The sequence below is a fragment of the Ferdinandcohnia jepli genome, assembly GCF_047246645.1.
Classification (GTDB): Bacteria; Bacillota; Bacilli; order Bacillales; family Bacillaceae_L; genus Ferdinandcohnia.
The window spans coordinates 35194-57652 of the sequence record NZ_JBFOKR010000020.1 but is presented as its reverse complement, the minus strand read 5'-3'; the positions used below and the strand labels follow the sequence as shown (position 1 = coordinate 57652).

25 protein-coding genes and 1 pseudogene are annotated in these 22459 nt (G+C 36.8%); 20 read left to right on the top strand and 6 right to left on the bottom strand.

Annotated elements, in window-relative coordinates; all coding sequences use genetic code 11:
- Positions 1-119: 119 nt before the first annotated feature.
- The 4 genes from AB3M96_RS19600 to AB3M96_RS19585 form a co-directional block, all read right to left on the bottom strand.
- Positions 120-956 carry a CPBP family intramembrane glutamic endopeptidase gene (locus tag AB3M96_RS19600; protein WP_412969291.1) on the bottom strand — a complete coding sequence of 279 codons (837 nt, stop codon included), beginning with the start codon at positions 954-956 and terminating at the stop codon, positions 120-122.
- On the bottom strand, positions 937-2391 hold the full coding sequence (locus AB3M96_RS19595) for a serine hydrolase domain-containing protein (protein WP_412969290.1): 1455 nt from the start codon (positions 2389-2391) through the stop codon (positions 937-939). The genes AB3M96_RS19600 and AB3M96_RS19595 overlap by 20 nt, the downstream gene beginning before the upstream one ends.
- Before the next feature lie 268 nt (positions 2392-2659).
- Positions 2660-3355 carry a cell wall hydrolase gene (locus tag AB3M96_RS19590; protein WP_412969289.1) on the bottom strand — a complete coding sequence of 232 codons (696 nt, stop codon included), beginning with the start codon at positions 3353-3355 and terminating at the stop codon, positions 2660-2662.
- Between the two features lie 382 nt (positions 3356-3737).
- Positions 3738-4790, bottom strand: a complete 1053-nt coding sequence (locus tag AB3M96_RS19585) for an alpha/beta fold hydrolase (protein WP_412969288.1) — start codon at positions 4788-4790, stop codon at positions 3738-3740.
- Positions 4791-4971: 181 nt separating this feature from the next.
- Between AB3M96_RS19585 and AB3M96_RS19580 the strand changes: the two genes are divergently transcribed.
- The 18 genes and pseudogenes from AB3M96_RS19580 to AB3M96_RS19495 all read left to right on the top strand — a co-directional run bounded on the left by AB3M96_RS19580 (position 4972) and on the right by AB3M96_RS19495 (position 18342).
- The gene (locus AB3M96_RS19580) at positions 4972-6075 is read left to right on the top strand and encodes a DUF4145 domain-containing protein (RefSeq protein WP_412969287.1); all 1104 of its coding nucleotides are present in this window, start codon (positions 4972-4974) and stop codon (positions 6073-6075) included.
- Positions 6076-6145: 70 nt separating this feature from the next.
- Positions 6146-6406, top strand: coding sequence for a hypothetical protein (locus AB3M96_RS19575; protein ID WP_412969286.1), 261 nt, complete (start codon positions 6146-6148; stop codon positions 6404-6406).
- Between the two features lie 333 nt (positions 6407-6739).
- Positions 6740-7468 (top strand): (Fe-S)-binding protein, encoded by a 729-nt coding sequence (locus AB3M96_RS19570; RefSeq protein ID WP_412969285.1) that lies wholly within the window; start codon positions 6740-6742, stop codon positions 7466-7468.
- A 28-nt stretch (positions 7469-7496) separates the two neighbouring features.
- Positions 7497-8921: a LutB/LldF family L-lactate oxidation iron-sulfur protein gene (locus AB3M96_RS19565; protein WP_412969284.1), complete on the top strand. Its 1425-nt coding sequence runs from the start codon at positions 7497-7499 to the stop codon at positions 8919-8921.
- A gap of 2 nt (positions 8922-8923) precedes the next feature.
- Entirely contained in the window at positions 8924-9643 is a 720-nt protein-coding gene (locus tag AB3M96_RS19560) for a LutC/YkgG family protein (protein ID WP_412969283.1), read from the top strand.
- Between the two features lie 59 nt (positions 9644-9702).
- On the top strand, positions 9703-10206 hold the full coding sequence (locus AB3M96_RS19555) for a hypothetical protein (RefSeq protein WP_412969282.1): 504 nt from the start codon (positions 9703-9705) through the stop codon (positions 10204-10206).
- Between the two features lie 517 nt (positions 10207-10723).
- A complete protein-coding gene (locus AB3M96_RS19550) occupies positions 10724-11167 on the top strand; it encodes a hypothetical protein (protein WP_412969281.1) in 444 nt (147 codons plus the stop codon).
- Between the two features lie 176 nt (positions 11168-11343).
- Complete coding sequence (locus AB3M96_RS19545; RefSeq protein ID WP_412969280.1) at positions 11344-11664, top strand: putative quinol monooxygenase; 321 nt, start codon at positions 11344-11346, stop codon at positions 11662-11664.
- A gap of 95 nt (positions 11665-11759) precedes the next feature.
- Positions 11760-12044, top strand: coding sequence for a hypothetical protein (locus tag AB3M96_RS19540; protein WP_412969279.1), 285 nt, complete (start codon positions 11760-11762; stop codon positions 12042-12044).
- 132 nt (positions 12045-12176) lie between these two features.
- A complete protein-coding gene (locus AB3M96_RS19535) occupies positions 12177-12620 on the top strand; it encodes a WapI family immunity protein (protein ID WP_412969278.1) in 444 nt (147 codons plus the stop codon).
- 231 nt (positions 12621-12851) lie between these two features.
- On the top strand, positions 12852-13493 hold the full coding sequence (locus tag AB3M96_RS19530) for an HAD family hydrolase (RefSeq protein WP_412969308.1): 642 nt from the start codon (positions 12852-12854) through the stop codon (positions 13491-13493).
- 484 nt (positions 13494-13977) lie between these two features.
- Positions 13978-14544: a tyrosine-type recombinase/integrase gene (locus tag AB3M96_RS19525; protein WP_412969277.1), complete on the top strand. Its 567-nt coding sequence runs from the start codon at positions 13978-13980 to the stop codon at positions 14542-14544.
- Between the two features lie 49 nt (positions 14545-14593).
- A complete protein-coding gene (locus tag AB3M96_RS19520) occupies positions 14594-15088 on the top strand; it encodes a cation:proton antiporter regulatory subunit (RefSeq protein ID WP_412969276.1) in 495 nt (164 codons plus the stop codon).
- A 9-nt stretch (positions 15089-15097) separates the two neighbouring features.
- Complete coding sequence (locus AB3M96_RS19515; RefSeq protein WP_412969275.1) at positions 15098-16324, top strand: cation:proton antiporter; 1227 nt, start codon at positions 15098-15100, stop codon at positions 16322-16324.
- 178 nt (positions 16325-16502) lie between these two features.
- Entirely contained in the window at positions 16503-16673 is a 171-nt protein-coding gene (locus tag AB3M96_RS19510; RefSeq protein ID WP_412969274.1) for a hypothetical protein, read from the top strand.
- A 65-nt stretch (positions 16674-16738) separates the two neighbouring features.
- A pseudogene (locus tag AB3M96_RS19505) lies at positions 16739-17496 on the top strand (SDR family oxidoreductase).
- Between the two features lie 45 nt (positions 17497-17541).
- Entirely contained in the window at positions 17542-17688 is a 147-nt protein-coding gene (locus AB3M96_RS19500) for a hypothetical protein (protein ID WP_412969273.1), read from the top strand.
- 39 nt (positions 17689-17727) lie between these two features.
- Complete coding sequence (locus AB3M96_RS19495; protein WP_412969272.1) at positions 17728-18342, top strand: YdeI/OmpD-associated family protein; 615 nt, start codon at positions 17728-17730, stop codon at positions 18340-18342.
- 38 nt (positions 18343-18380) lie between these two features.
- Here AB3M96_RS19495 and AB3M96_RS19490 read toward each other — a convergent pair whose 3' ends face one another.
- Positions 18381-19169: an AraC family transcriptional regulator gene (locus AB3M96_RS19490; RefSeq protein ID WP_412969271.1), complete on the bottom strand. Its 789-nt coding sequence runs from the start codon at positions 19167-19169 to the stop codon at positions 18381-18383.
- 119 nt (positions 19170-19288) lie between these two features.
- Between AB3M96_RS19490 and AB3M96_RS19485 the strand changes: the two genes are divergently transcribed.
- Both AB3M96_RS19485 and AB3M96_RS19480 read left to right on the top strand, forming a co-directional pair.
- Positions 19289-19696, top strand: a complete 408-nt coding sequence (locus AB3M96_RS19485; RefSeq protein ID WP_412969270.1) for a DUF1565 domain-containing protein — start codon at positions 19289-19291, stop codon at positions 19694-19696.
- On the top strand, positions 19665-21212 hold the full coding sequence (locus AB3M96_RS19480; RefSeq protein WP_412969307.1) for a right-handed parallel beta-helix repeat-containing protein: 1548 nt from the start codon (positions 19665-19667) through the stop codon (positions 21210-21212). Before AB3M96_RS19485 ends, AB3M96_RS19480 begins: the two co-directional genes overlap by 32 nt.
- Before the next feature lie 86 nt (positions 21213-21298).
- Here the strand turns inward: AB3M96_RS19480 and AB3M96_RS19475 are convergent, their stop codons facing one another.
- Positions 21299-22459, bottom strand: a complete 1161-nt coding sequence (locus AB3M96_RS19475) for a Ger(x)C family spore germination protein (RefSeq protein WP_412969269.1) — start codon at positions 22457-22459, stop codon at positions 21299-21301.

Here is a 22459-nt window from a genome sequence, read left to right as displayed (position 1 = left end):
GGAATTAGACATTTTTATCAGTTAAAATCCCTTGGCATTGTAATAGAATTATCTAATGTCCTTAATCAGGGAACGGCGCTATTACTATATCTCTAGCTTAGACACCGTTCCTTTTTATTTTACTTCGCTACAGAGATACCATTCACATTCATCGCTTTTCTCTTCTTCAAATTCCTACGTATCACAAGATAAACCACAAAGTAGAAAGCAATACCAATCAACCCTACATCACCTGTTACATAACTAACAACCGGATCAGCATTAGTCGTAAGCATAGAACCGTAACCCCATGCCATATTATGAGCACAGTGTGCAATAATCGCTGGCCAAATACTTCCACTCACAATTCGTAAATACCCAATGAAATAACCAGCCATCATTACACTGATCATAAATAACGGGACGAAGATGAAAAAGTTTGTGTCCGAATGGTATTGGCCGCTAAACATGATCGGTGCGATATGAAATAGACCCCAAATGAATGAACTGATAAATAATGCTTTTTCAATTCCTATTGCTTGTAAGCGAGGGAGTAGATAGCCTCTCCAACCGATTTCTTCTCCAAGCATCTTTGTTAATGAATTAAGGATAATGGTGATTACAGCACCAAAAATAAGTATAAATACATTTAATTTCATTTCTTCAGGGACCGTAAAATCTCCTAATCCAGTGTTCCAAACAATGATATAGCCAATCAGAGTAGGGATGATTGGTACAATAAAGCCAATCAAAAATACTTTCATAGGAAAACGGTGGAATCCAAGTGATAACCAGCTTTGTTTGTTACGTATTTCTCCTGTTACAAGCATTGTTACTAAGACAACGAGGAGAGGGACAAACATTAAGATACCGATATCTACGTTTTCTGGTAATAAAAAAGTAAGAGAAGTACTTAAGACAAGCGTTATACAACTAAATAGAATTCCTTTTTGTAAATCAGATAATTTCTTTAACATGTTCAATACGACCTTTCACGTGTGTTTTTTGTATAAATGGTTGAATACTCGCAATGCTGAAAAGGACAAATAACAGAATGAGCAAATTCACAATGGTTACCCAAACCGGAGCTGCTACTAGTAATAGCTTAGTAGATGAAAAGAGCTCATGAAAGAAACCAGGTAAGAATGGTACAGCAATAAACAACAGACCGACAAGTTGCAAAGGAATCGTTTGGAAGACGATGCGGAACCATTTTGCCCGTTGAATGGTTATTGTTCCTTGCATGAAACCTCTGATCCATTTTAATAGAGTGTATACGATAAAGATGAATGAAAGAGCAAGGGCAGCAAGAATGCCATATCCAATATACGAATGCTGCAGGTTCTCACTAAAGTCATTTAGTAGTGCTGGAATCATCGGAATTAATCCGCTATCTGTATTGCTTAAAGCGATAATCACTAACTCTTTCTCTGTATCTCGATATATATTGGAACTAAATCCTGTGATAAAACCAGGGTGGTACATGATCGTGTTTTTCTTAACGATATACTGACCATATCCATAGGCTTGATTCGGTAGTAATGACTCTGATGTATAAGGTGTGAACATCATTTCTTTACTTTTAGAACTTAGAACCTGTTCGCCGTATAATGCTTGATCCCATTTATATAAATCTAACGCAGTTGCTGAGAACGCTCCGCCGCCAAAGGATAAAGTCGGATGTACATAGGGAACCACTTCAAACTCTTCATTCATGTATCCAACTGCCATTTGTGATTGTCTGTTCGGGTCATATCCGAAAGCAGCAGTATTCATACCCGCAGGTTCAAAAATATGCTGTTGAACATACTCTTCAAAGCTTTGGTCACTTACTTTTTCAATAATGCCGCCAAGCATAAAATAATCCGTATTGTTGTATTCGAACTTTTCACCAGGTTCACTTTTTGGTGCGAGTTTACTTGTTTCGGTGATTACTTGGTCAACTGTGTATTCTTTACTCACCAGTTCATCCTTTTCGTAGATGTCTAGATATTCTGGAAGTCCAGCTGTATGCGTAAGTAATTGGTGAATCGTGATATTTTCTCCGTTTGGATAGTTTGGATAGTACTTATCAATTGTGTCTTCTACGTTTAGTTTGCCTTGCTCCTGAAGCTGTAGGATCGCTGCAGCGGTAAATTGTTTCGTAATAGATCCAGTTAGATATGCTGTTTCACTTGAGTTTTTTATATTGTTTTGTTGGTCTTGATAGCCATAACTTTTTTCAAACACAATCTCGCCTTGATAACCAACTAGAACGGAACCACTAAAGTTTTGCTTTACCAAATAATCATCCAATTCCTCGAGGTTACTCTTCATATTTGAAAAAGGCTTGAATTGATAAAACGTAGTGGCCACTATACTCACAAGTAATAAAAAGATCAGGTAATACAAAAGAACATTTTTTCGTTTCATAATGTTTCACTCTCCGCTTTTCTTTAACATGTTTTCATCATAAGGAAAATAAGTCATATGCGGGTAGTGACGATAATCATATAAAAGTCACAAAAGAAGTAACGAATAGGTGATGACTATTTTGGTTTTTGTATGCGGTCGATAGCGAGGTTATAGAAAGAGGTGTAAGAAAATCAAAAATACCACCTCATTCGAGATGGTATTTGGGTTATCTATATTAAAATGTTGTAGAACACTACGCCATTATTTTTTTCAAAGTTAGTATTACTTAGTATTTAAACACATGGTTTCCGATTACAACCGCCGTCGCTCGTGAATCTAGCCATCGACTCGTCGCGATGTCAGGGTTGTAGAAGAACAATGCGTCTTTTGCAATATGTCTCATATCTGTCATAGCAGCGTATGCCGCTCGAATGGATTCTTTATCGGCCGGTTTATTGATAGAACCGTTTGAAACAGGGGAAAACTGACCGCGTTGATAAATAACGCCTCTAATTGTATCAGGGAATTTCGGACTTTCTACTCTATTTAAAACTACTGCTGCAACAGCAACTTTACCTTCAAATGATTCTCCTAATGCTTCAGCTCGTACAATTCGTGCTAATAGGTCAATCTCAGCTTCTGTATATTTTACATTCGTAGAAACGCTTGCTACTTTTGTTTCTTCTTTTGGTGCACTTTCAGTAGTTGCTACTTTCACTTCTTCTTTCATATCTTCTATATAATGAACTCCTTTTGAAAGCTCAGGAGAGTTAGTATCAAAGTCAGTATTGATATGTTGACCAGGGAAAATTAGATCTAAATCTTCAACTTGTGGGTTTGCCTTTGCTAATTCTTCTAATGTTACGCCAACCTCACGTGCGATATCTGACATTGTATCGCCATCTTGAACGGTATATGCAAATGCCTCATCTGCAAAGAAAAGAGATGCAAGTAATGCTAGTCCAAATATAAATTTTTTCATAATTTTAGTCCTCCTAGTTAATTTAGTTACTGGGAAACTCTTTGTTAAACTATATGTATGTAAATAGATTGATAGTATTACAGCTTGTTTACAATGACGTTACATAGGGGACATACTTGAGGAAATGATTACCAATAGAGTAATTGCTAGTATAAAAAATCTCCTCAGACATATATCCGAGGAGATTTTACTAATCAAATGCGCCTTGGCGTATTTGCGCCTGATTTTTTTCGAGCTTGCTTGAAAAATTTCCTTTTAAAAATCGAGGCATCCGCCGGAGGCTTTAACTTTATTCAGCCGGAGTTTAAACCCCGGCTGTATTGTATACTCTTTTTGCATTCATCCCCCACTTATAGAAGTAGGGGACTTCTGCTGAATAAAGTTAAACTTCTGTATTTAGTAATTCAAATAGGTATGCATCTACCTGATTGAAATACTCCGGACCATCAGCTCCAAACAAGCCGAAATGCCCGCAGATACTCTTAATTACTTTTAATTCACTATTAGGAATTAGCTTTTGCTCAGCTTCACAGTCTCTAGGAGGGAAGAACATGTCTTCGTCGATCGGCATGACAAATGTTTTCGCTTTAATACGACCTAGTGCTTCCTCCAGGTTTCCATTTGTTAACCGGCTAACATCTCCACGCTGCCATTTCCATGCCATTGTTAACAAGGCATTTGGGTCCATTGCTTCAAAAAGCGGTTGTAGGAAAGCATTAACGAATTCATCTACTGAGTTTACACCGAATTGTTGCCATTTTTCCTGCTTGTAAAATTCAGTGCTTAGCCCCATTACAGCCCATATTTTCGCATGGCGCTTTAAACCATCGGCAACATCTGTGCAAGATTGGTAGTTTCCATTATTCCAACCTGGATCTGAAGTGATTGCTTCCATTAATGTATCTGTAAAAATAAAATCATGTACTGTATTTTTAGCAGTACCTGCAATTGGTGCAGCACGTTTCACCATATCAGGGTATCGAACGGCCCACTCATACGTTTGCTGAGCTCCCATTGAACCGCCGACAACTAGAGCGATTTCTTCGATTCCGTATTTTTCTGTTAGGAACTGATGCTGTGCACGAACATCGTCTCCAATACGCACATTAGGGAAGTTTCCCATCGCAATTGGTTCAGGGCTATTATGAGGGGAACTTGATAAGCCATTCCCAATCTGATTAATGATCACGATAAAATACTTGCTAGGATCGAGTGCTCGTCCTTCACCAATATAAGGTTCATAGGCTTTGTTTGTTCCTGAAAACCATGTTGGAATAACAATTACATTATTTTTTTCTTCGTTCAATTCTCCGAAAGTAGCATAAGCAAGCTGTAAGTTAGGAATTACTCCACCTTCTTCAAGTAAAAAATCACCTACGTTATAAAGCTCGTAGGGACCATGGAATTCCTGGGTATAGTAATTATTTTCAATCATCCTTTTTACCACCTTTCATAGTTTATTACTACAATATATAGAAGAGAGTAGTAAGTAAGAACTAAAAGGTGGACAAACTTTCTTCGTATTAACGGAAACTACCAACGATTTGCAACACCGATTGGGGAAAACATTATGGTAGAATAATAGAATTGAATGAAAACGAAGAGGAGAACGTAGTATGAAATCTTCAACTTATTTTTACGAATTTCTAGAGCCAGTATCTAAGGAATTAGCATTCCTTGCAAGAGAACTGGAGAACAGTATTTTTACAAGTCCACGAACAATGTTGACACATGCCCGCGTGTTTATCGAAAATATCCTGCAGCAAGTTATGGAGTACGAAAGTATCAAGGAAGAGCCACGCATTACGCTAAAGGGGCGCTTATCCATATTGGATGAACAAGGTGTTCTCACCTCTGATGTGCGCGATGCTCTTCATGAAATCCGACAAATCGGCAACCAGGCTGCACATGATAAAAGAAGGTTCCGTTATTCAGAAGCATTGCTGTCATGGGAAGCTATCTACAAGATTGTGAGATGGTATGTGGAGGTATATGCGCCATTATCCATCACAGTGCCTGAATACCAGGACCCAACAACACCAAAGGAGCAAACCTACGACATCTCTGAATTAGAAGTCCGCATGAAAACACTTGAAGAGTTGTTGCTAGCTTCGATGAAGAAGGAACAGCCAACTGAAGAAGCGGAGCTGGAGGTTGCAGTTACTGTTGCGAATGATCCTGTATCTCTAGAACCTGGTTATACAACTATTCGAACGATCGAATATAAAGGTGAGAAACTGGAAGTTCCATATTTTCTGAGGGATGCATTCCTTTTACCACAACGATTTGACAAGTCAGAGACATTTCTAATCCGTTTAGGTGCAGAGCAACAAGCACGGATTATGAGTGAATTACCGAGTAATCTTGAAAACTTGCATAAGCATGTGAAGAGATTCAACGAAAACAATGATAAGCAGCTATTTGAAGAGTTGAGAGTGTTTATTGAAGAAGAAAAGATTCGTAGGAAAATTACTCTGGAGCGCCAAGGGGAAGTCTTTTTATTCTATAAAACAGATTATATTATCCTAACAGAAGACCTGAAGAAGATACCACTTACGAAAAATGAATTCAAAGGTGTACCGAGTTTGATTCAACAGTTGAATGATGATGGCATTCTTACGGTTGGCGAGCTTCCGAAGGAACTAGTGATTTTAGGGAAGTATAAGAATGTTGGAGTTGTGAACGTTGGGAGATTGTTTGAGCAGTTGTTGGGGAAGTAAAATTATTTGACTAGCTTATTCCACTTTATGGTAGAATAATAGGAAAATAGTAGTAAGTGGGGGAGCAAGGATGAAATTTCTTAAAAGATTAGTTAGTAAATTTTTAAATAAACCCGTAGACATAGAAGATATAGTTACAGTAAGACCTAAAGTAGTTTTAGATCGTACAGTTCGAGCAAGAACTGAGGCTGAAAAGGAATTAGAAGAAAGAGTGTGGAAGTTACAATTAGAGCATAGATCTAAGGTGCTGAAAGAAAGATTCGCTGCTCAGCGTGAATGGATGGCGAAGTACGAGGAAGATGAGAGAAGAAGACAGGAAGCTGTGCAATAATAATAGGTAATTTAAAGAGGTTAGATTGCTGAAGGGCAATTTAGCCTTTTTTGTTTGAGTAGTCTGAATGAGGGACAAACTTCAGAGGCAATTGAAACAGTTGGTCGTTCATAAGAGGGATGAGTGCCCTCACGACGAAATAATGTAGCACGAGGTCATTCATAACACCAATGAGCTCCCTCTCAACGAAATATCCACAGCTCGAGGTCGTTCATAAGTCAAAATGCAACCATTCTAAACTAGCAAACTACAATATTTCCCTCCAGAACCTTCCAAATTTCATATATAATAAAACTAATTAGAAATTTCGCTCTTTAAAAAGGGGATGTAATGATGAAGGTGAGCTTATTTGCGACATGCCTTGTAGATATGTTTCAAACAAACGTCGGTAAGGCTACAGTTGAGTTACTGGAAAGACTTGGTTGTGAGGTCGACTTTCCTGACTCGCAGGTTTGTTGTGGCCAGCCAGCTTATAATAGTGGCTACACGAAGGAATCCAAAGAGGCGATGAAGAGAATGATAGCCACATTTGAAGACTCGGAATATGTGGTTTCACCGTCAGGTTCATGTGCGTATATGTTTCATGAATATCCTCATGTCTTTAAAGGAGATCCAGTTTGGGAACCGAAAGCCGAACGGTTAGCCGAGAAAACATATGAATTAACACAATTTATAGTAGATGTCTTAAAGATAGAAGACGTGGGGGCCACTTTTAAAGGAAACGTAACTTTTCACACCTCTTGCCACATGACTAGATTTCTAGGTGTAAAAGAGGCACCAATTACTCTTTTGAAAAATGTGAGAGGCCTGCAATTCACAGAGTTACCCGGAAAAGAACAGTGCTGCGGGTTTGGTGGTACCTTTTCCGTGAAAATGAGTCAAATCTCCGAACAGATGGTAGATGAAAAGGTGTGCCATGTAGAAGAAACCAATGCTGATTTTCTCATTGGGGCTGATGCCGGTTGTTTGATGAATATAGGTGGTCGGATTCAACGAAAAGACAAACCGATTCAAGTGTTACATATAGCGGAAGTGTTAAATAGTCGAGTTACAGCCGATTAAACTCTCTTTTGATTGGAGGAATACACGTATGGCGATGAAAGTAGGCAATGAGCCTTTTAAGGAACGCGTAGATAAAGGGATCAAAAACGACTTTATGCGTGGAGCAGTTTCGGGTGCACAGGATGGAATGAGTGTAAAGAGGCAAACGGCGGTTGAGGAATTTGGGAACTGGGAAGACTGGCGTTCGCACGGAGAAGCAATTCGTCAGCATGTATTGGAGAACCTGGACTATTATTTGGAGCAGTTAAGTGAAAATGTAGCCATGCGTGGTGGGAATGTATTTTTTGCCCAGACGAAGGAAGAAGCGAATGATTATATCCGCGAAATCGTTCAAAAAAAGAACGCCAAAAAAGTTGTTAAATCTAAATCTATGGTAACAGAAGAAATCAGTTTAAACGCGACATTAGAAGAGGAAGGCTGTAAGGTAATTGAAACTGACCTCGGAGAGTATATCCTCCAAGTGGATGACCATGATCCGCCGTCACATATTGTAGTACCGGCCTTACATAAAAACAAAGAACAAATTCGCGATGTGTTTAAAGAGAAACTAGATTACCAGAAAACATCGAAGCCTGAAGAGTTGGCGTGGCATGCTCGTGAAATGTTGCGACAGGAGTACTTAACGGCTGATATCGGGATTACTGGATGTAATTTTGCCGTAGCAGAAACGGGATCGTTTTGCTTGGTTACTAACGAAGGAAATGCAGATCTAGTCACATCCCTTCCTAAAACACAAATTACTGTAATGGGGATGGAGCGGATTGTACCTACCTTTGAAGAAATGGAAGTACTCGTTTCCTTGTTAACGAGAAGTGCAGTCGGTCAAAAATTAACGAGTTATATTACCGTACTAACTGGACCTAAGGAAGAATTAGATGTAGATGGGCCTGAAGAATTCCACTTAGTGATAGTAGATAATGGACGTTCGAATATCCTTGGTGGGGAGTTCAAGTCTGTTTTACAATGTATTCGTTGTGCAGCATGTGTCAATGTCTGTCCGGTGTATCGCCATGTTGGAGGGCATTCCTACGGTTCGATTTATTCAGGACCGATTGGTGCTGTGTTATCTCCATTACTCGGTGGCTATGAGGAGTACAAAGAACTTCCCTATGCATCAACACTCTGTGGTGCATGTACAGAGGTTTGCCCTGTAAAAATACCCTTGCATAATCTACTTCATAAACACAGAGAAGTAATTGTTGAGAAGGAAGGAAAAGCGCCAATCTCAGAGAAGCTCGCAATGAAAGCTTTTGGGGTAGGTGCTGCTTCACCTTTCCTATATAATATTGGATCAAAAATGGCTCCAAAAGCTTTGAATCCATTTACAGTAGATGAAATGATTTCAAAGGGACCAGGTCCATTAAAAGAATGGACTGGTATACGTGAGTTTCCTGCACCAACTAAAGTGAGATTTAGAGACTGGTTTAAAAATCGTGAAAAAGGGGGCGAGTGATTGTGGTTGGACAAATTCATAATCGAGAAGTATTTTTAAACAAAATTTCCAATCAACTCGGCCGTCCTAGAAAAACTTCCCCGCTTGAAAGACCAAATTGGAAGTATCGTCCTCAAGATGAAGTACTAATAGACGCAACACAGGATGACCTACTTGAAGTATTAAAAGAGCAATGTACGAAAATCCACACGTCTCTTTTTACTATAGAACTAACTAATCTTACAGCAACCCTGCAACAAGTAGTAACAGAGCATGGTGGTGGCCCAATTATCTCATGGAAGGATAATAGATTCGCAGAATGGGGACTCGATCCACTACTTCAAACTGAATGGCCATCTCAGAATATTGAAGTTACCGAATGGGATTATACAAAGGGTAGAGACAATATTAAAAGAGCTGAAAATGCGAATGTGGGAATTGCAATAAGTGAGATTACCTTAGCTGAATCTGGAACTGTTGTTCTGTTTAGTGATAAAGATAAAGGGAGAACGGTTAGCTTTTTACCGGCAACTTATATTGCCTTAATTCCGAAAAGTTCACTTGTTCCAAGAATGACCCAGGCAGCTCAGAAAATGCGGGAATTCAATCAAAAGACCGGAAGAGTATCTTCTTGTATAAATTTTATTACGGGACCAAGCAATTCAGCAGATATTGAACTTAATTTAGTCGTTGGAGTACATGGACCAGTGAAGGCAACTTATATTGTGATTAATGATTTATAGTAGGATTTGTTCCAGTAAAACGTTATTGTAAAAAATCATTTAGAGTAGAGGTTATAATTATGGCTGTTTATGAGTTTATCGCTTGCGACCAAAAGCTGACATCCTTTGAAGATGCATTAGCAGATGAAGAGGTAAAGTCTTATAATGAACTGCTCAGCATGGGTTATACAGAGGAACAAATCCATATTCGTGGTATTGATTTAACGAATATTGACCGCGATAAGAAGGTTTTCTTAATCCAAATCCCAGAAGAACTACAAAATAGTCCGTTGGTAATCGAGGAGGACTTCCATCATTCGTATGCTCGATATTTAACGGACAAGAAGTTTATTTATAAAGTAGCGGGTGCAGATAAAGTAGTTTCTCATCTTGCTGGATATATTGGGAAATATTCAAATACTTGGACAGAACTTGAACTATGGCGGGTCTTAGAAGATGACTATAGTGTTGATAGTTCAGAAATTCCTCAAAGTGTAATTAATTTGCGAAATCTGTCGTTGGAAAATTTAGAGGAATTCTATGAAGGCTCAGTACCTAGAATTTTGATATTATTTCATAAGTAAGGGTGAATCTTATATATGCTATTTAACAAACGTATGATTTTCTTCATTATCACAACATTAGTTGAATGAATCGTTATTGACTATCCTTTTTGTGGCATAGAAACGCCTACCTAATTTTCAATCGAACAGCTTTATTGGTATTAAAAGAGGCGATTGATGTAGCCTTAAAGCATGAAGAAGCAAGAATAGGTCTAATGCCTTTAGATGGCGAGGGATATGATCTATTCATTAAAAGTGTTTAAGATAACTTTGAATGGAAAGAGTTAGAAATGCCTTATCATGATAGAGAATGTTATGTGCCTGATGAAACGGTTCTTGCTCCAAATAGGACTTTTGATAAGTATAAATTTTAGAGGGAAGAATCCAATCTGCTAGCTTCTTTTTATATGACTCACGGGTGCGATATCCAAAAAGGATTATCGCATTTTTATATTGATATTTAAAACGATGCAAAATAGTTTAAAAAAGGATTTGGCCATAGTTTAATAGAATATTAAACTCGAAGGGAGAGAAAAGGTTGAAAAGAAATATAACTATTACTGTAATAAGTCTAATTGTCATCGTTTCTGGATGTATATTTATCTTGGATAGAATGAAATACACTTATTATAATGAAGCCGTATCGGAAATGCTAAGTGAAGGCGAAAAAGTTAATAAAATTGAAATCCTTTGGACAAAAAGGGACGATAAAAAAGGTTATGTACAGAAAACAGTTTCTATCACTGATGAAAATACGATAAAAAGAATCATAGAAGAGCCTTCAAACATGAAATTAAAGAAACACGATATAACCCCGGGCGTAGAATACTGGCTTACTCTTTATACTGATTCAAAAGTAGATGGTATTGTTTTTGGTGATGGTGAAGTACAAATAGGAGATGGATCTTTTAAAATCGTAGATGATAACATACTAGAAAAAGTAATTAAGGATGAAGACTTAGAGTGGGAAATAAAAAAATAAAACTTTTCTTTTATTTAACAATAAAGACGTAAGAAGGATTAATGCCCTTTCTGTTAAATTTATTAAACTACCGATGCGGGATAGAAGTATTATAAGTATCTCTGTACCAAAATTATAGGATTACAATGATGGTATGAATAAACAATTAACAGGTCACTACAATTAGGAGGACTATAATGAACAAATTTAGTTTATTTGGCAAATTTACGGTACAAGAAGGCGAACGTGACACAATGGTAGATATTTTGTTGGAAGCGGCAGAATCAATGAAGAATCTGGATGAATGCGAGGTATATCTCGTTAATACAACTGAAAGTGAACCAAATTGTGTATATGTTTATGAAGTGTGGAGTAATGAAAATGCCCACCAAGCTTCTCTATCTCTTGAATCTACGCAAACGTTAATAAGCCGTGCAAAACCAATCATTACTGGAATGGAGAGAATCAACACCTTACTAACAAGAGGTGGGAAGGGAATATCATCGGATTCTTATTAGGATAAAGGGTGCGTTGGTCCAGGAAGGATTAACGCATTTATTATTGAAATTAACTATTGTACGAAGAAGCAATTAAATTATTTGGAGGTATAGTCATGTGGTTATTATTAGGGGTTATTGCAATAGTAGCAACTTTTATAAATCTTTATATGTATACAGCAGGTAAGGATTATAAGCTTGCAATGGCGATAGGGCTATCATTTACAGCCTTAACACTTTGTGCAGAATACAGTCTTGTATCGGTGTGGGTAGAAGTGGAAGATTGGGCAGCTATAATGGATGTAGTGCCTGGAATGGAAAGGGCATTATGGTTTTTGACAATTGTTTCTATCTTATTAAATATAGCACCAATACTTTTAGAACGAAAAGCTAAGAAATAATCACTTATTGTCACATTATTTATATCAAATATGTTATTAAAGTTCGAATGATCGATGAAGAAGGAACTGTTGTGTTGTGGGGAAATTCAGTATCCTTAAAAATACGTTCCTGAATGAAATGAGTGATATAAAATGAATGAGTTTATAATTGATGGAAAACAGGGTTTCATAAAGATTGAATTTAAAGAAGTGTATGGTTTTCCTAATGAAACAAGCTATTTGGGTGGTTATGATGTTAAAGGCAAAATCGACATAAAGAGTGGGAATTATTTTGTTAAAGATGCTGAAATATGGTTTTCCACTGGTCAGGTATATCAGTTCTTCATTGAGTTGGAAAAATGTTATAACGAGTTAAAAGGCAGAGTTACTTTTTCAGAATCAGGAAATAATCTGAGAATCGAACTTAATTTTAATAGGTTAGGTCAAATAAACATCCAAGGATGTTTTCAAGAAGTGGCACATCAAGAGAATATTCTACATTTTGAGCTTGAAAGTGAACAAAGTTATCTAACCTCGACATTAAGCAAGTTGAAAAGTATTGTTGACCATTATGGAGACTTAAAAGGTAAAAAATAAGTTATTCCTTATTGAGTTAAAGGGGGCATCCCTTAAGAAGGAGAACTTCACTTTTTATTTGTACTAACTTACTGTGCAGGATAGTTTATAACGGAATTTATAACACAATAGAGAAGTAGTATTATTTATAAACGAATTTTTAATAGAGTTAAAAACTCTTCTCAATTTATAAACTTTTTCTAAGTTTAGAAGCCAATAAAGATACAATATCTTGATAAAGGGTGTGTAGTTATTAAAGCGATTATATTTGATTTCGATGGTACTCTTGCTGATACTTTGCCAGTATGTTTCTATGCTTTTCAATCTGTATTTAAGGAGTTTGACAATATTGAGGTTACCCCAGATGAAATAAAGGCAATGTTCGGCCCATCTGAGACCGGGATCATTAAAGAAAATCTTATGAATTCAAATCACGATAAAGCAATTGAATTGTATTATGAAAAATATAGTGAAAAGCATCGTGAACTTGTTGTTGATAATAAGGAGATTAACGATTTACTTCTACTTTTAAAAAGGGAAGGTTATAAATTAGGGATTGTAACAGGAAAAGCAAGCAGAAGCCTACTTATCTCATTAGATTGCCTTTCGATGAATGATATATTTGATGTAATTATTACGGGTGATGATGTTACTATACCCAAACCACATCCAGAGGGATTAAATAAGGCATTGGAACAGCTTAACATTAAAAACACTGATGCTATTTTTTTGGGAGATAGTGATGCTGACATTCTGGCTGGTAAAGGTGCTAACGTACATACAGTCGGAGTACAGTGGTTGCCGAATTATCAGACATTAGAGTTTAGTGTTCAACCCGACGAAAAGATAAGAAACGTAAAAGAATTCATACAATCACTTAAAAATTACAGGTAGGAACAACGGTAACGTATGTTCAAATAACAGCTGCGTTATTCATCAGGATTAACCCACCTTTGTTGCTATATATTTCTTATAAAAAAATCAGAAGAAGTTGAAAGAGATAGCGTCATTCACATTGAGTGGCGGTTTTTTTGCTTAACTAGGTATTAATCTGTAATCTTTGAAAGTAGTAAATCTTAGGTAGAGTTGGAAAGAGGAATTAAAGAGCGCGATGATTCATTAAGGTTATCGCGTATTTTTGTTGTCGATGTTTATGAACTAATGGATATACATTCTTCATAATTTTCTGGTTCATAAGAATCTGTTCTGATGATAATAGTAGGACAGTTTTTAAATTTTGGGGCTCTATTATAGTATCAATCTTAATTTGAATCTTTTTAAAACAACTTGCAGAATAAATTCAAAGACTTAAAATTTGAATGTTACATAATAGTATTATATAATATGATTATGTAACATTACTTAGGGGCGAAAAAGAATGGAATATGTTGAAGCACTTAGAGATGTTAAGCAAATTAATGCCATAAAACGATATTTGAAAAAACACTCTGAACGAGACTATGTTCTTTTTGTTTTTGGAATTAACACAGGCTTAAAAATTACAGAATTATTGGATATAAAGGCCGGCGATGTTTGTGAGGAGAACAGCTCCATAAGGGATTTCATTTTGCTCCCATATAAAGAAACTAAAGTAACCAAAGAAGTATACCTCAATCACAAGGTTAAAATGGCAGTTCAACACTATATCCAGGAAAATCATTTGGGCAATGATGAATATTTATTCCAATCAGCTAAAACGAGAAAGCCCATTACACGTCAACAAGCTTATCGCATCATCCATAATGCTGCAGAGGCTGTAGGGATTCAAGGAAAGATTGGAACTAATTCTATGCGCAAAACTTTTGGATTCCATGCTTACAAAAGGGGTGTTGCCATTTCTTTGCTTCAAAAACATTTTCATCATTCAACTCCATCTGAAACACTCAAATATCTTGGCATATCGAAGGAAGAAAAGCTTAAAACTGAGATTGATGTAAATCTTTAACCGTAACACGTAAATCAAAATCTAACGTATTAAAGGAGGAATAGTAAAAATGAATATTAGAGAAAGTGAATTACCTGGTATTGGTTACAAATTTGAAATTATCACAAAAAATCAAGATAAACTTGTAATCGTTATACATGATGATGGGCGGAGAGAAATTTATCACTTTGATCAAGATGATCATGAGGAAGTAATAAGTAATGTTACCTTTGATGATTCAGAGGCTAGGCAAATTGCAGGTATTTTAGGTGGAATGGCATACAAACCAAAAGCATTAGAAACTGTGGATTTTGCTTTTGATGAAATTATTGTGGAATGGTATCAAGTAGAGCCTGATGCACCAGCTATAAATAAGACTATTGGTGAGATTGATATTAGAAATAACTTTGGTGTTACTGTTATTGCCATTAAGAAAAAAACAACAAAAAAGTCTCTTAATCCAGGTCCAAACACGGTCATTGAGGTAGGAGATACTCTAGTAATCTCAGGTGAAAGAGAACAGATTAAAGAGGTCATAAAAAATTTATTATCAAGTAGGGGGTGAGGTATGTAGATGAACCATTTAGTATTAGATGTAGGTACTGCGCTTGTCCTTGTTGCCATTGGTTCAATAATTGCAAATAAACTTAAGTTTTCGATCATACCATTTTTAATTATATTAGGTATGCTGGTGGGTCCTCATGCACCACACTTTGGAATAATAGATTTAAGGTTTATAGAGAGTAATGAGATCATCCAATTTTTGGGCCGTATAGGTGTGCTATTTTTACTTTTCTATCTAGGTCTAGAATTCTCAGTTGGTAAGCTTGCAAAGTCGGGGCGTAATATTGTAGTTGGTGGAAGTATCTATGTAGCTATCAATTTTGTATTAGGTATTTTCTATGGTTTTATAGTAGGTATGCCTTGGTTAGAAACACTGATTATTGCAGGATTACTAAGTGTGTCATCGAGCGCAATAGTTGCAAAAGTTTTAGTTGATTTAAAAAGAACTGCAAATCCCGAAACAGAGCTGATTTTGGGGATTATATTATTCGATGATATCTTTTTAGCTTTGTTTTTAACCACCATGTCTGGTGTTTTACTCGCAGGTTCTACCTCCGCTTTCGGAATAATTACTTCCGTCCTCATTTCAGTTGGCTATATGTTATTGTTTTTCATAATTGCACGAAAAGGTGCTCCTTTGTTAAATAAGTGGCTAAATATAAAATCAAATGAACTATTCATTATTGTTATATTCGCTATCTTATTTTTTGTAGCAGGATTTTCTGAAACACTTCATGTAGCAGAAGCAATTGGCGCTCTATTATTGGGCTTAGTTTTTTCAGAAACCGAACACAGAGACCGAATTGAGCATCTTGTTGTGCCATTTCGCGACTTCTTTGGAGCCATATTTTTCTTCAGTTTTGGACTGAGCATTGATCCATCGACCTTAGCAGATGCAATTTGGTTAGCGATTGGCGCCGCCGTCATAACAATTGTCGGAAATTTTGTTGCCGGGATGATCTCAGGAAGAAAAGCTGGTCTATCTCATAAAGCTTCTACTAGTATTGGATTAACAATTATGGCTCGAGGGGAATTTTCCATTATTGTTGCTAATTTAGGAATTGCCGCTGGTTTGAATTCAATTTTAACCCCTTTTACTGCCCTATATGTTCTCATCTTAGCAATACTAGGACCACTTATGACGAAAGAAAGCAAGAGTATTTATCAAAAACTTAACAAGGTATTTAAATGGACTAAAAAAGTTGAAAAGAAAAAAATTGAAATACCAGGAAGCTAAGAGTTTAAGAGTTTAAAAGATAAGAGTCTAAATTATAAAACCCTACTAACTAAGAGTAGGGTTAGCAATTTATTACAAGCAAAAACGTTCAACAATGAGCGTTTTTTTTGTGTAACTTCTACGTCCTTATCCTTTATTTATTGTTATTCGAAAATACATTCTCAAGATTATAAGGACCATGCCAAAAATGAAAACAATCGCCAAAAGAAATATTGCAGCTGGGAATAGACCAAATGCATCGACCGTGGACGAACTGTTATTCTGCAACGTTGGATTGGGTCATAGCACATTTGGTGGAGAAAGTAAGCGATTTAGAATTTCTACAATATCTATTAACCATGGCTTTTAAGAAGATTTAAAAAGGTTACACTATCCATAAGAAAATACAGTTACGTCATATGAAAGAGGGATTAAATGAAGCTAATAGAAAATACTGTACTTATTACCGGCGGTGCAGCAGGAATTGGGTTTGCGTTTGCTGAGAGATTTTTAAAAGCAGGCAATAAAGTCATTATCTGTGGTAGACGTGAATCAAAACTTAATGAAGCTAAGGAAAAATATCCAGATTTAATTACACGTGTTTGTGATGTCACAAAAGAATCTGACCGGATTGGTTTGTTTGACTGGGTAATAAGCGAGTACCCTGAGGTGAATGTACTTGTAAACAACGCAGGCATACAGCAACGCTATAATTTGCTTACGTCAAATGCGAGGGACGATTGGAACTATTACAATCAAGAAATAACCTCCAACATCGAGGCGCCGTTTCATTTTTCCATGCTATTTGCGCCGTACTTCGCGAGTAAAGACTATGCTGCGATTGTTAATGTTTCATCTGGGTTAGCATTTACTCCAATGGCAGTTGCACCGTTTATTCTGCAACGAAAGCAGCGGTTCATTCATTTACAATGAGTTTAAGGCACCAACTCGAAGATACCTCCATTGAGGTAATCGAAGTCGCACCGCCGGCAGTTAATACCGATTTGGGAGGAGCTGGTCTACATACATTTGGCACTCCTGTAGATGAATTTGCAGATGCAATTTTTAAAGGCCTTGAAGAAGGAAAAACCGAAATTGGTTATGCTCGTGCCGAAAAAGCAATGAGGATGTCCCGTGATGAAATAGATGAGTCGGTAAGGACAATGTATGCCAATATGAAAGATCGTTTATAGGCACTAGTTTTACATACTAAAGATGATAATGAAGGAGGTCAGACGATGAGTGATAAAAATGATCAAGCTGATAAGGGTTTAAATCAACTACTAGAAATCATCAATGCAAAAGGGGATACGGGAGAGTTAAATAAAATAGTGGAAAGATCAAATAAAGAGCCTATTCAAAGAAATAAAGATACTAGAAATTAAATCATTGTTTTACTATGATAAAAATGTCGGAGAAATCGGATGATTAAACGGGGAGGTGTTTCTTTGAACACAAATTTTAATCCTAAGGTTGATGAATACGTAAGGGAATCTGAAAAATGGAAAGTAGAAATTGAGAAACTGAGAAAAGTCAGTCTTGATTGCGGACTAACAGAAGAATTTAAGTGGCGTAAACCCTGCTACTCGTTTCAGGGAAGTAATATCGCGATCATTCAACCATTTAAAGAATATTGTGCACTTATGTTTTTTAAAGGTGTGTTATTAAAAGATCCAAAAGGGAGATTAGTCGCACCTGGCGAAAATTCGCAGACACAGCGTCAGTTTCGCTTTACCAGTGTTCAAGCAATCAATGAGCTGGAACATGTCATTAAAGACTATATACATGAGGCTATCGAAATTGAACAAGCAGGTAAGGAAGTTACCTTTAAAAAGACCGCAGAGTACACAATACCTGAAGAACTTCAAACTAAATTTAATGAACACCCAGCTTTGAAGACAGCTTTTGAAGCGTTGACACCAGGACGGCAGCGGGCATACATCATTTATTTTACAAAGCCTAAACAATCCAAAACCCGGGAGTCCAGGATAGAGAAATATGTGCAGCACATTCTCAGCGGTAAGGGATTAAATGAGTAGTTGAGTCTTACATATTTAATCGAAAATGCTACTTTGAATTATAAAGTAGCATTTTCCTGTTTATGGGTGGCAGGTTCGTCTCTTCTATATCTGCTAGGTGAAATTTTCATTATCATTTTAAAATTGCGATTGAACGACCTGAGATTATTATACCCGCAAGTACTGGCTATCTCGCTTATGGACTGGTCACTGTTTTTCAATAGATAACACGCTTGAGCAGTCCGATAGTTATTTAGATATTCGGTAAAGGTGATATTGGTCATCTGAACAAACAGTTTTGATAGATAGGCATAATCATAGCGGAGTTGCTTTGCAATACTTTTTAAGGTGCAATCTCGACTATAATTTTGATCGACATAAAGCAATATTTTATGTAACACCTTCGTTTTTGTTGAGTGTTCAACTGGAATAAAAGCTGTATTCTTCACTAAGGAATCACAAATATCATACAGAAAGCTTTTTTGCCGATATATTGAATCCAGTTTAGGTAAGTCGGGTACAGCGCTGAGGTGTATACAATTATTTTCTGGAACGTGTCCCTTGTAATTCATAAAAAAGTGTCCGATTATTTCAGGTGAAAAAATAACAATTGAGATCTCAGACGTATTCATTGTTTTCAATTCATGTAGCTGGTTGTTAAAAACAAATACAGCATCATTTTTACGGAGCAAATACTCTTTTTGATCAATCGTTACTACTAATTCTCCAGCATGTACAATGATTAGCTCATATGCATAGTGAAAGTGGAGAGGAAAGGTGAAATTACTGAGTTTAGACGTTTGAAATAATTCTTTCTCTTCAACTCCATGACGTTCAAAAAAAGCCACAAGTTTCTCCCCCCTAAAAAAACACTAATATCGTCTTATATTATACTATTTTTCGAATAGATACATGGAGATTTTTCCAACTATAATGGACGTATATTGTACATGAAGGAGGAAATAACATGCCATTTGAATATCATGTAGCAAAAACTGGTTCTGATCAGGCGCAAGGTACAAAACAAAATCCGTTCTTAACGATTAATAAAGCTGCTTCTGTTGCAGTAGCGGGAGATACGATTATTGTCCATGAGGGTGTATATCGCGAGTGGGTGAAACCGAAGAATGCCGGATTAAGTGAATATAGAAGAATTACCTATCAAGCAGCTGAAGGTGAGAAGGTAGTTATAAAAGGTTCCGAGCAGATTCAAGAATGGGAACAAGTGGATGGTAGTGTCTGGAAAGTTGAATTACCAAATGAATTTTTCGGAGATTATAACCCATACATAGAAGAAATCTTTGGGGATTGGGTTGTGTATAATCCGGGTAGACATCTTGGTGATGTTTATTTTAAATGGCATGTCTTTCTATGAGGCTGAAAACCTTGAACAATTGTATAACCCTGAAGTTAGTACTGAAGTCCTGGACCACTGGACACAAACGATTGCTCCAGTTGTAAACGTAGAGCAAACTAAATATCTTTGGTTTGCTGAAGTGGATGAGACTACTACAACCATCTACGCAAATTTTCACGACTCAAATCCTAATGAAGAGTTAGTAGAAATTAATGTACGGAAAGCTTGTTTTTATCCAGAGCAAATTGGCATTAACTATATTACGGTGAGAGGTTTTGAGCTATGCCAGGCGGCAACCCCTTGGACTCCTCCAACAGCCGACCAACCTGGATTAATTGGACCTCATTGGAGCAAAGGGTGGATTATCGAGGACAATATTATTCATGACTCAAAATGTAGTGCTATTAGTATTGGAAAGGAAGCTTCAACAGGAAATAATTATCGTACAAAAAGGAAAGATAAGCCTGGCTATCAATATCAATTAGAATCAGTTTTTCTAGCAAAGCAAGCTGGCTGGAGCAAAGAAAAAATCGGTTCTCATATCATTCGTAATAATACAATCTATGATTGCGGCCAAAATGGTATTGTCGGTCATCTGGGCTGTGTATTTAGCGAAATCTATAACAATCATATTTATAATATAGCAATAAAGCGTGAGTTTTACGGACATGAGATTGCTGGTATCAAGTTACATGCAGCAATCGACGTGCAAATCCACAATAATCGGATCCATGACTGTTCATTAGGAACCTGGTTAGATTGGCAAACACAAGGAACAAGAGTCAGCAGAAATCTGTTTTACCGAAACAGTCGTGATTTATTTGTGGAAGTGAGTAGTGGTCCTTATATCGTTGACCACAACATCTTAACTGCAGACTATGCTTTAGATAATCATGCACAAGGTGGAGCCTATGTAAATAATTTAATCCGAGGTAAAATGGTTAATCGGAAAATGCTTGATCGTGCCACACCATATCATGTACCACATAGTACAGAGGTAGCCGGCTTTGCTGTGACATATGGTGGAGATGACTGTTTTTATAATAATATTTTCATAGGAGAAGATGCTTTAGATAATGTTGGTACGGCCCATTATAACGGTTCTCCTGCTTCACTTGAAGAATACATTGAAACTGTACATCAAAGCCCCGGTGATCATGAAGCATTTAATAAAGTTGAACAGCCGGTTTATATTAACCATAATGCATACTTTAAAGGTGCAAAGTCTTTTGATAGAGAAAACGAGAAGATTGAAGCGAAGGATTTTAATCCTGATGTTAAAATTATCGAAGAAGGAAATGAAGTGTATCTTTCCATTGAGCTCCCTGAAAACTTTGAGACATTCAGTGGTGAGATTCACTCAACGAATACGTTGGAAAGAGTCCGTATCGTAGATGCCGAATTTGAAAATCCAGATGGAAGCGAAGTAGTGTTGGATATGGATTTAGTAGGGAACCAAAGGGAAGAAAAGAGTGTACTAGGACCAATTTCAACATTACGAAGCGGAAAAAACTATATAAAAGTGTGGGGATAATACCACAACTATAGTATAGAGACAATATTTGAAGAGTCTATAGCAACAAAAAGAGCTATTCTCAAAGTAAGAGAATAGCTTTTTGTTTACTCCTTAATCGTGATTTTCCGGTTTTTAAATGAACCTGAATGTTCCAACGTGATATGCGCTTCTATTGACTTGATACTATCTTCTTTGAGTAAGGTATCTTTATTTTGCATTCTTTTCCAATCGGCGTTATAGTTCCTGTACAGATGGTGCTCCAAGTTTAAGAAATCGATATCATGTTCCAAACCTAACTGATATAATTGTCTCACCTCGGAAATGATTCCTTTTTTTACGAATTCCTCCATAGCTTCCACATTAAGTGTATTATTCTTCATGCGGTTACTCACAATCCCGTTGGCAAAATAAAGAATGGTGAAGCGAAAGTTGTCAGCTTGTTTTTCTGGTATGATTTTAATTATTTGGTCTTCGAGTACCGTAATAAATTCCGGATTTTTTTTATTTGGTAATAAGATTGAAGCTCGTACGGTCTCCTGTGTAATCCAACGCAAGCCTGCTAGCTTTTCATACGGAAAATAACTTTTGTATTTATGGTCTTTGATAAAAAATGCACCATCGATTACTAGCTTTGTATCAGGCTTCTTATTTTTCCTCCATTGTTTGTCATCAAGCGTTAACGAAGGTAAATAAGTGGTGCACCCAGGGTCGAATAACTCACGCGCAAATTGATTTAATTTAATAGGTCTTATGGTTGAGCTTTGTTCATATGTACTTTCCGGACTGTGCAGAATTGTGTCTAATGAGCTTTGATTGAAAAAGCCGGTTGATGAAAGAACGTCGACCATTGGTTCCTTTGTTCCAAACATCCATGGGGTAGGGCGAAACTCATAATAACGTGTAAGACCATCGAAGACACTACCCAATCCTTTCTTTAATACATCTTCGCTCAAAACAATTGCAGTCACATTCGCCCACAAGACCCGTTCTTGTATTGTATGGTACGCATTGAAAAATGCATCAATAAACGTCGCACCAGTCGTCTCTGAAACATAAACATCAGGTGGGGCTACACTTCCACCTTCACGTTTTGCAACATTATTTAACCCTAATAATTGAATATAGACATAATATTTCCCATCTCGGAAGTCAACACCGACAGCAGTTGCAAAGTTTTGATTTTCAATTTCGCCTATGTCATTTTCACAGCTAGTTAGTAAGAGCAGACATAAAGCAAGAGTGGCAGAAATTGTTTTTCGCTTCAT

Bases quoted from the DNA above. Each gene is read 5' to 3' on its own strand.
- AB3M96_RS19535 (WP_412969278.1), top strand. From the start codon at position 12,177: ATGAATGAGTTTATAATTGATGGAAAACAGGGTTTCATAAAGATTGAA.
- AB3M96_RS19590 (WP_412969289.1), bottom strand. From the start codon at position 3,355: ATGAAAAAATTTATATTTGGACTAGCATTACTTGCATCTCTTTTCTTT.
- AB3M96_RS19585 (WP_412969288.1), bottom strand. From the start codon at position 4,790: ATGATTGAAAATAATTACTATACCCAGGAATTCCATGGTCCCTACGAG.
- AB3M96_RS19485 (WP_412969270.1), top strand. From the start codon at position 19,289: ATGCCATTTGAATATCATGTAGCAAAAACTGGTTCTGATCAGGCGCAA.
- AB3M96_RS19555 (WP_412969282.1), top strand. From the start codon at position 9,703: ATGGCTGTTTATGAGTTTATCGCTTGCGACCAAAAGCTGACATCCTTT.
- AB3M96_RS19540 (WP_412969279.1), top strand. From the start codon at position 11,760: ATGTGGTTATTATTAGGGGTTATTGCAATAGTAGCAACTTTTATAAAT.
- AB3M96_RS19595 (WP_412969290.1), bottom strand. From the start codon at position 2,391: ATGAAACGAAAAAATGTTCTTTTGTATTACCTGATCTTTTTATTACTT.
- AB3M96_RS19515 (WP_412969275.1), top strand. From the start codon at position 15,098: ATGAACCATTTAGTATTAGATGTAGGTACTGCGCTTGTCCTTGTTGCC.
- AB3M96_RS19480 (WP_412969307.1), top strand. From the start codon at position 19,665: ATGTTTATTTTAAATGGCATGTCTTTCTATGAGGCTGAAAACCTTGAA.
- AB3M96_RS19575 (WP_412969286.1), top strand. From the start codon at position 6,146: ATGAAATTTCTTAAAAGATTAGTTAGTAAATTTTTAAATAAACCCGTA.
- AB3M96_RS19545 (WP_412969280.1), top strand. From the start codon at position 11,344: ATGAACAAATTTAGTTTATTTGGCAAATTTACGGTACAAGAAGGCGAA.
- AB3M96_RS19580 (WP_412969287.1), top strand. From the start codon at position 4,972: ATGAAATCTTCAACTTATTTTTACGAATTTCTAGAGCCAGTATCTAAG.
- AB3M96_RS19475 (WP_412969269.1), bottom strand. From the start codon at position 22,459: ATGAAGCGAAAAACAATTTCTGCCACTCTTGCTTTATGTCTGCTCTTA.
- AB3M96_RS19600 (WP_412969291.1), bottom strand. From the start codon at position 956: ATGTTAAAGAAATTATCTGATTTACAAAAAGGAATTCTATTTAGTTGT.
- AB3M96_RS19500 (WP_412969273.1), top strand. From the start codon at position 17,542: ATGAGTGATAAAAATGATCAAGCTGATAAGGGTTTAAATCAACTACTA.
- AB3M96_RS19520 (WP_412969276.1), top strand. From the start codon at position 14,594: ATGAATATTAGAGAAAGTGAATTACCTGGTATTGGTTACAAATTTGAA.
- AB3M96_RS19570 (WP_412969285.1), top strand. From the start codon at position 6,740: ATGAAGGTGAGCTTATTTGCGACATGCCTTGTAGATATGTTTCAAACA.
- AB3M96_RS19525 (WP_412969277.1), top strand. From the start codon at position 13,978: ATGGAATATGTTGAAGCACTTAGAGATGTTAAGCAAATTAATGCCATA.
- AB3M96_RS19495 (WP_412969272.1), top strand. From the start codon at position 17,728: ATGATTAAACGGGGAGGTGTTTCTTTGAACACAAATTTTAATCCTAAG.
- AB3M96_RS19565 (WP_412969284.1), top strand. From the start codon at position 7,497: ATGGCGATGAAAGTAGGCAATGAGCCTTTTAAGGAACGCGTAGATAAA.
- AB3M96_RS19510 (WP_412969274.1), top strand. From the start codon at position 16,503: ATGCCAAAAATGAAAACAATCGCCAAAAGAAATATTGCAGCTGGGAAT.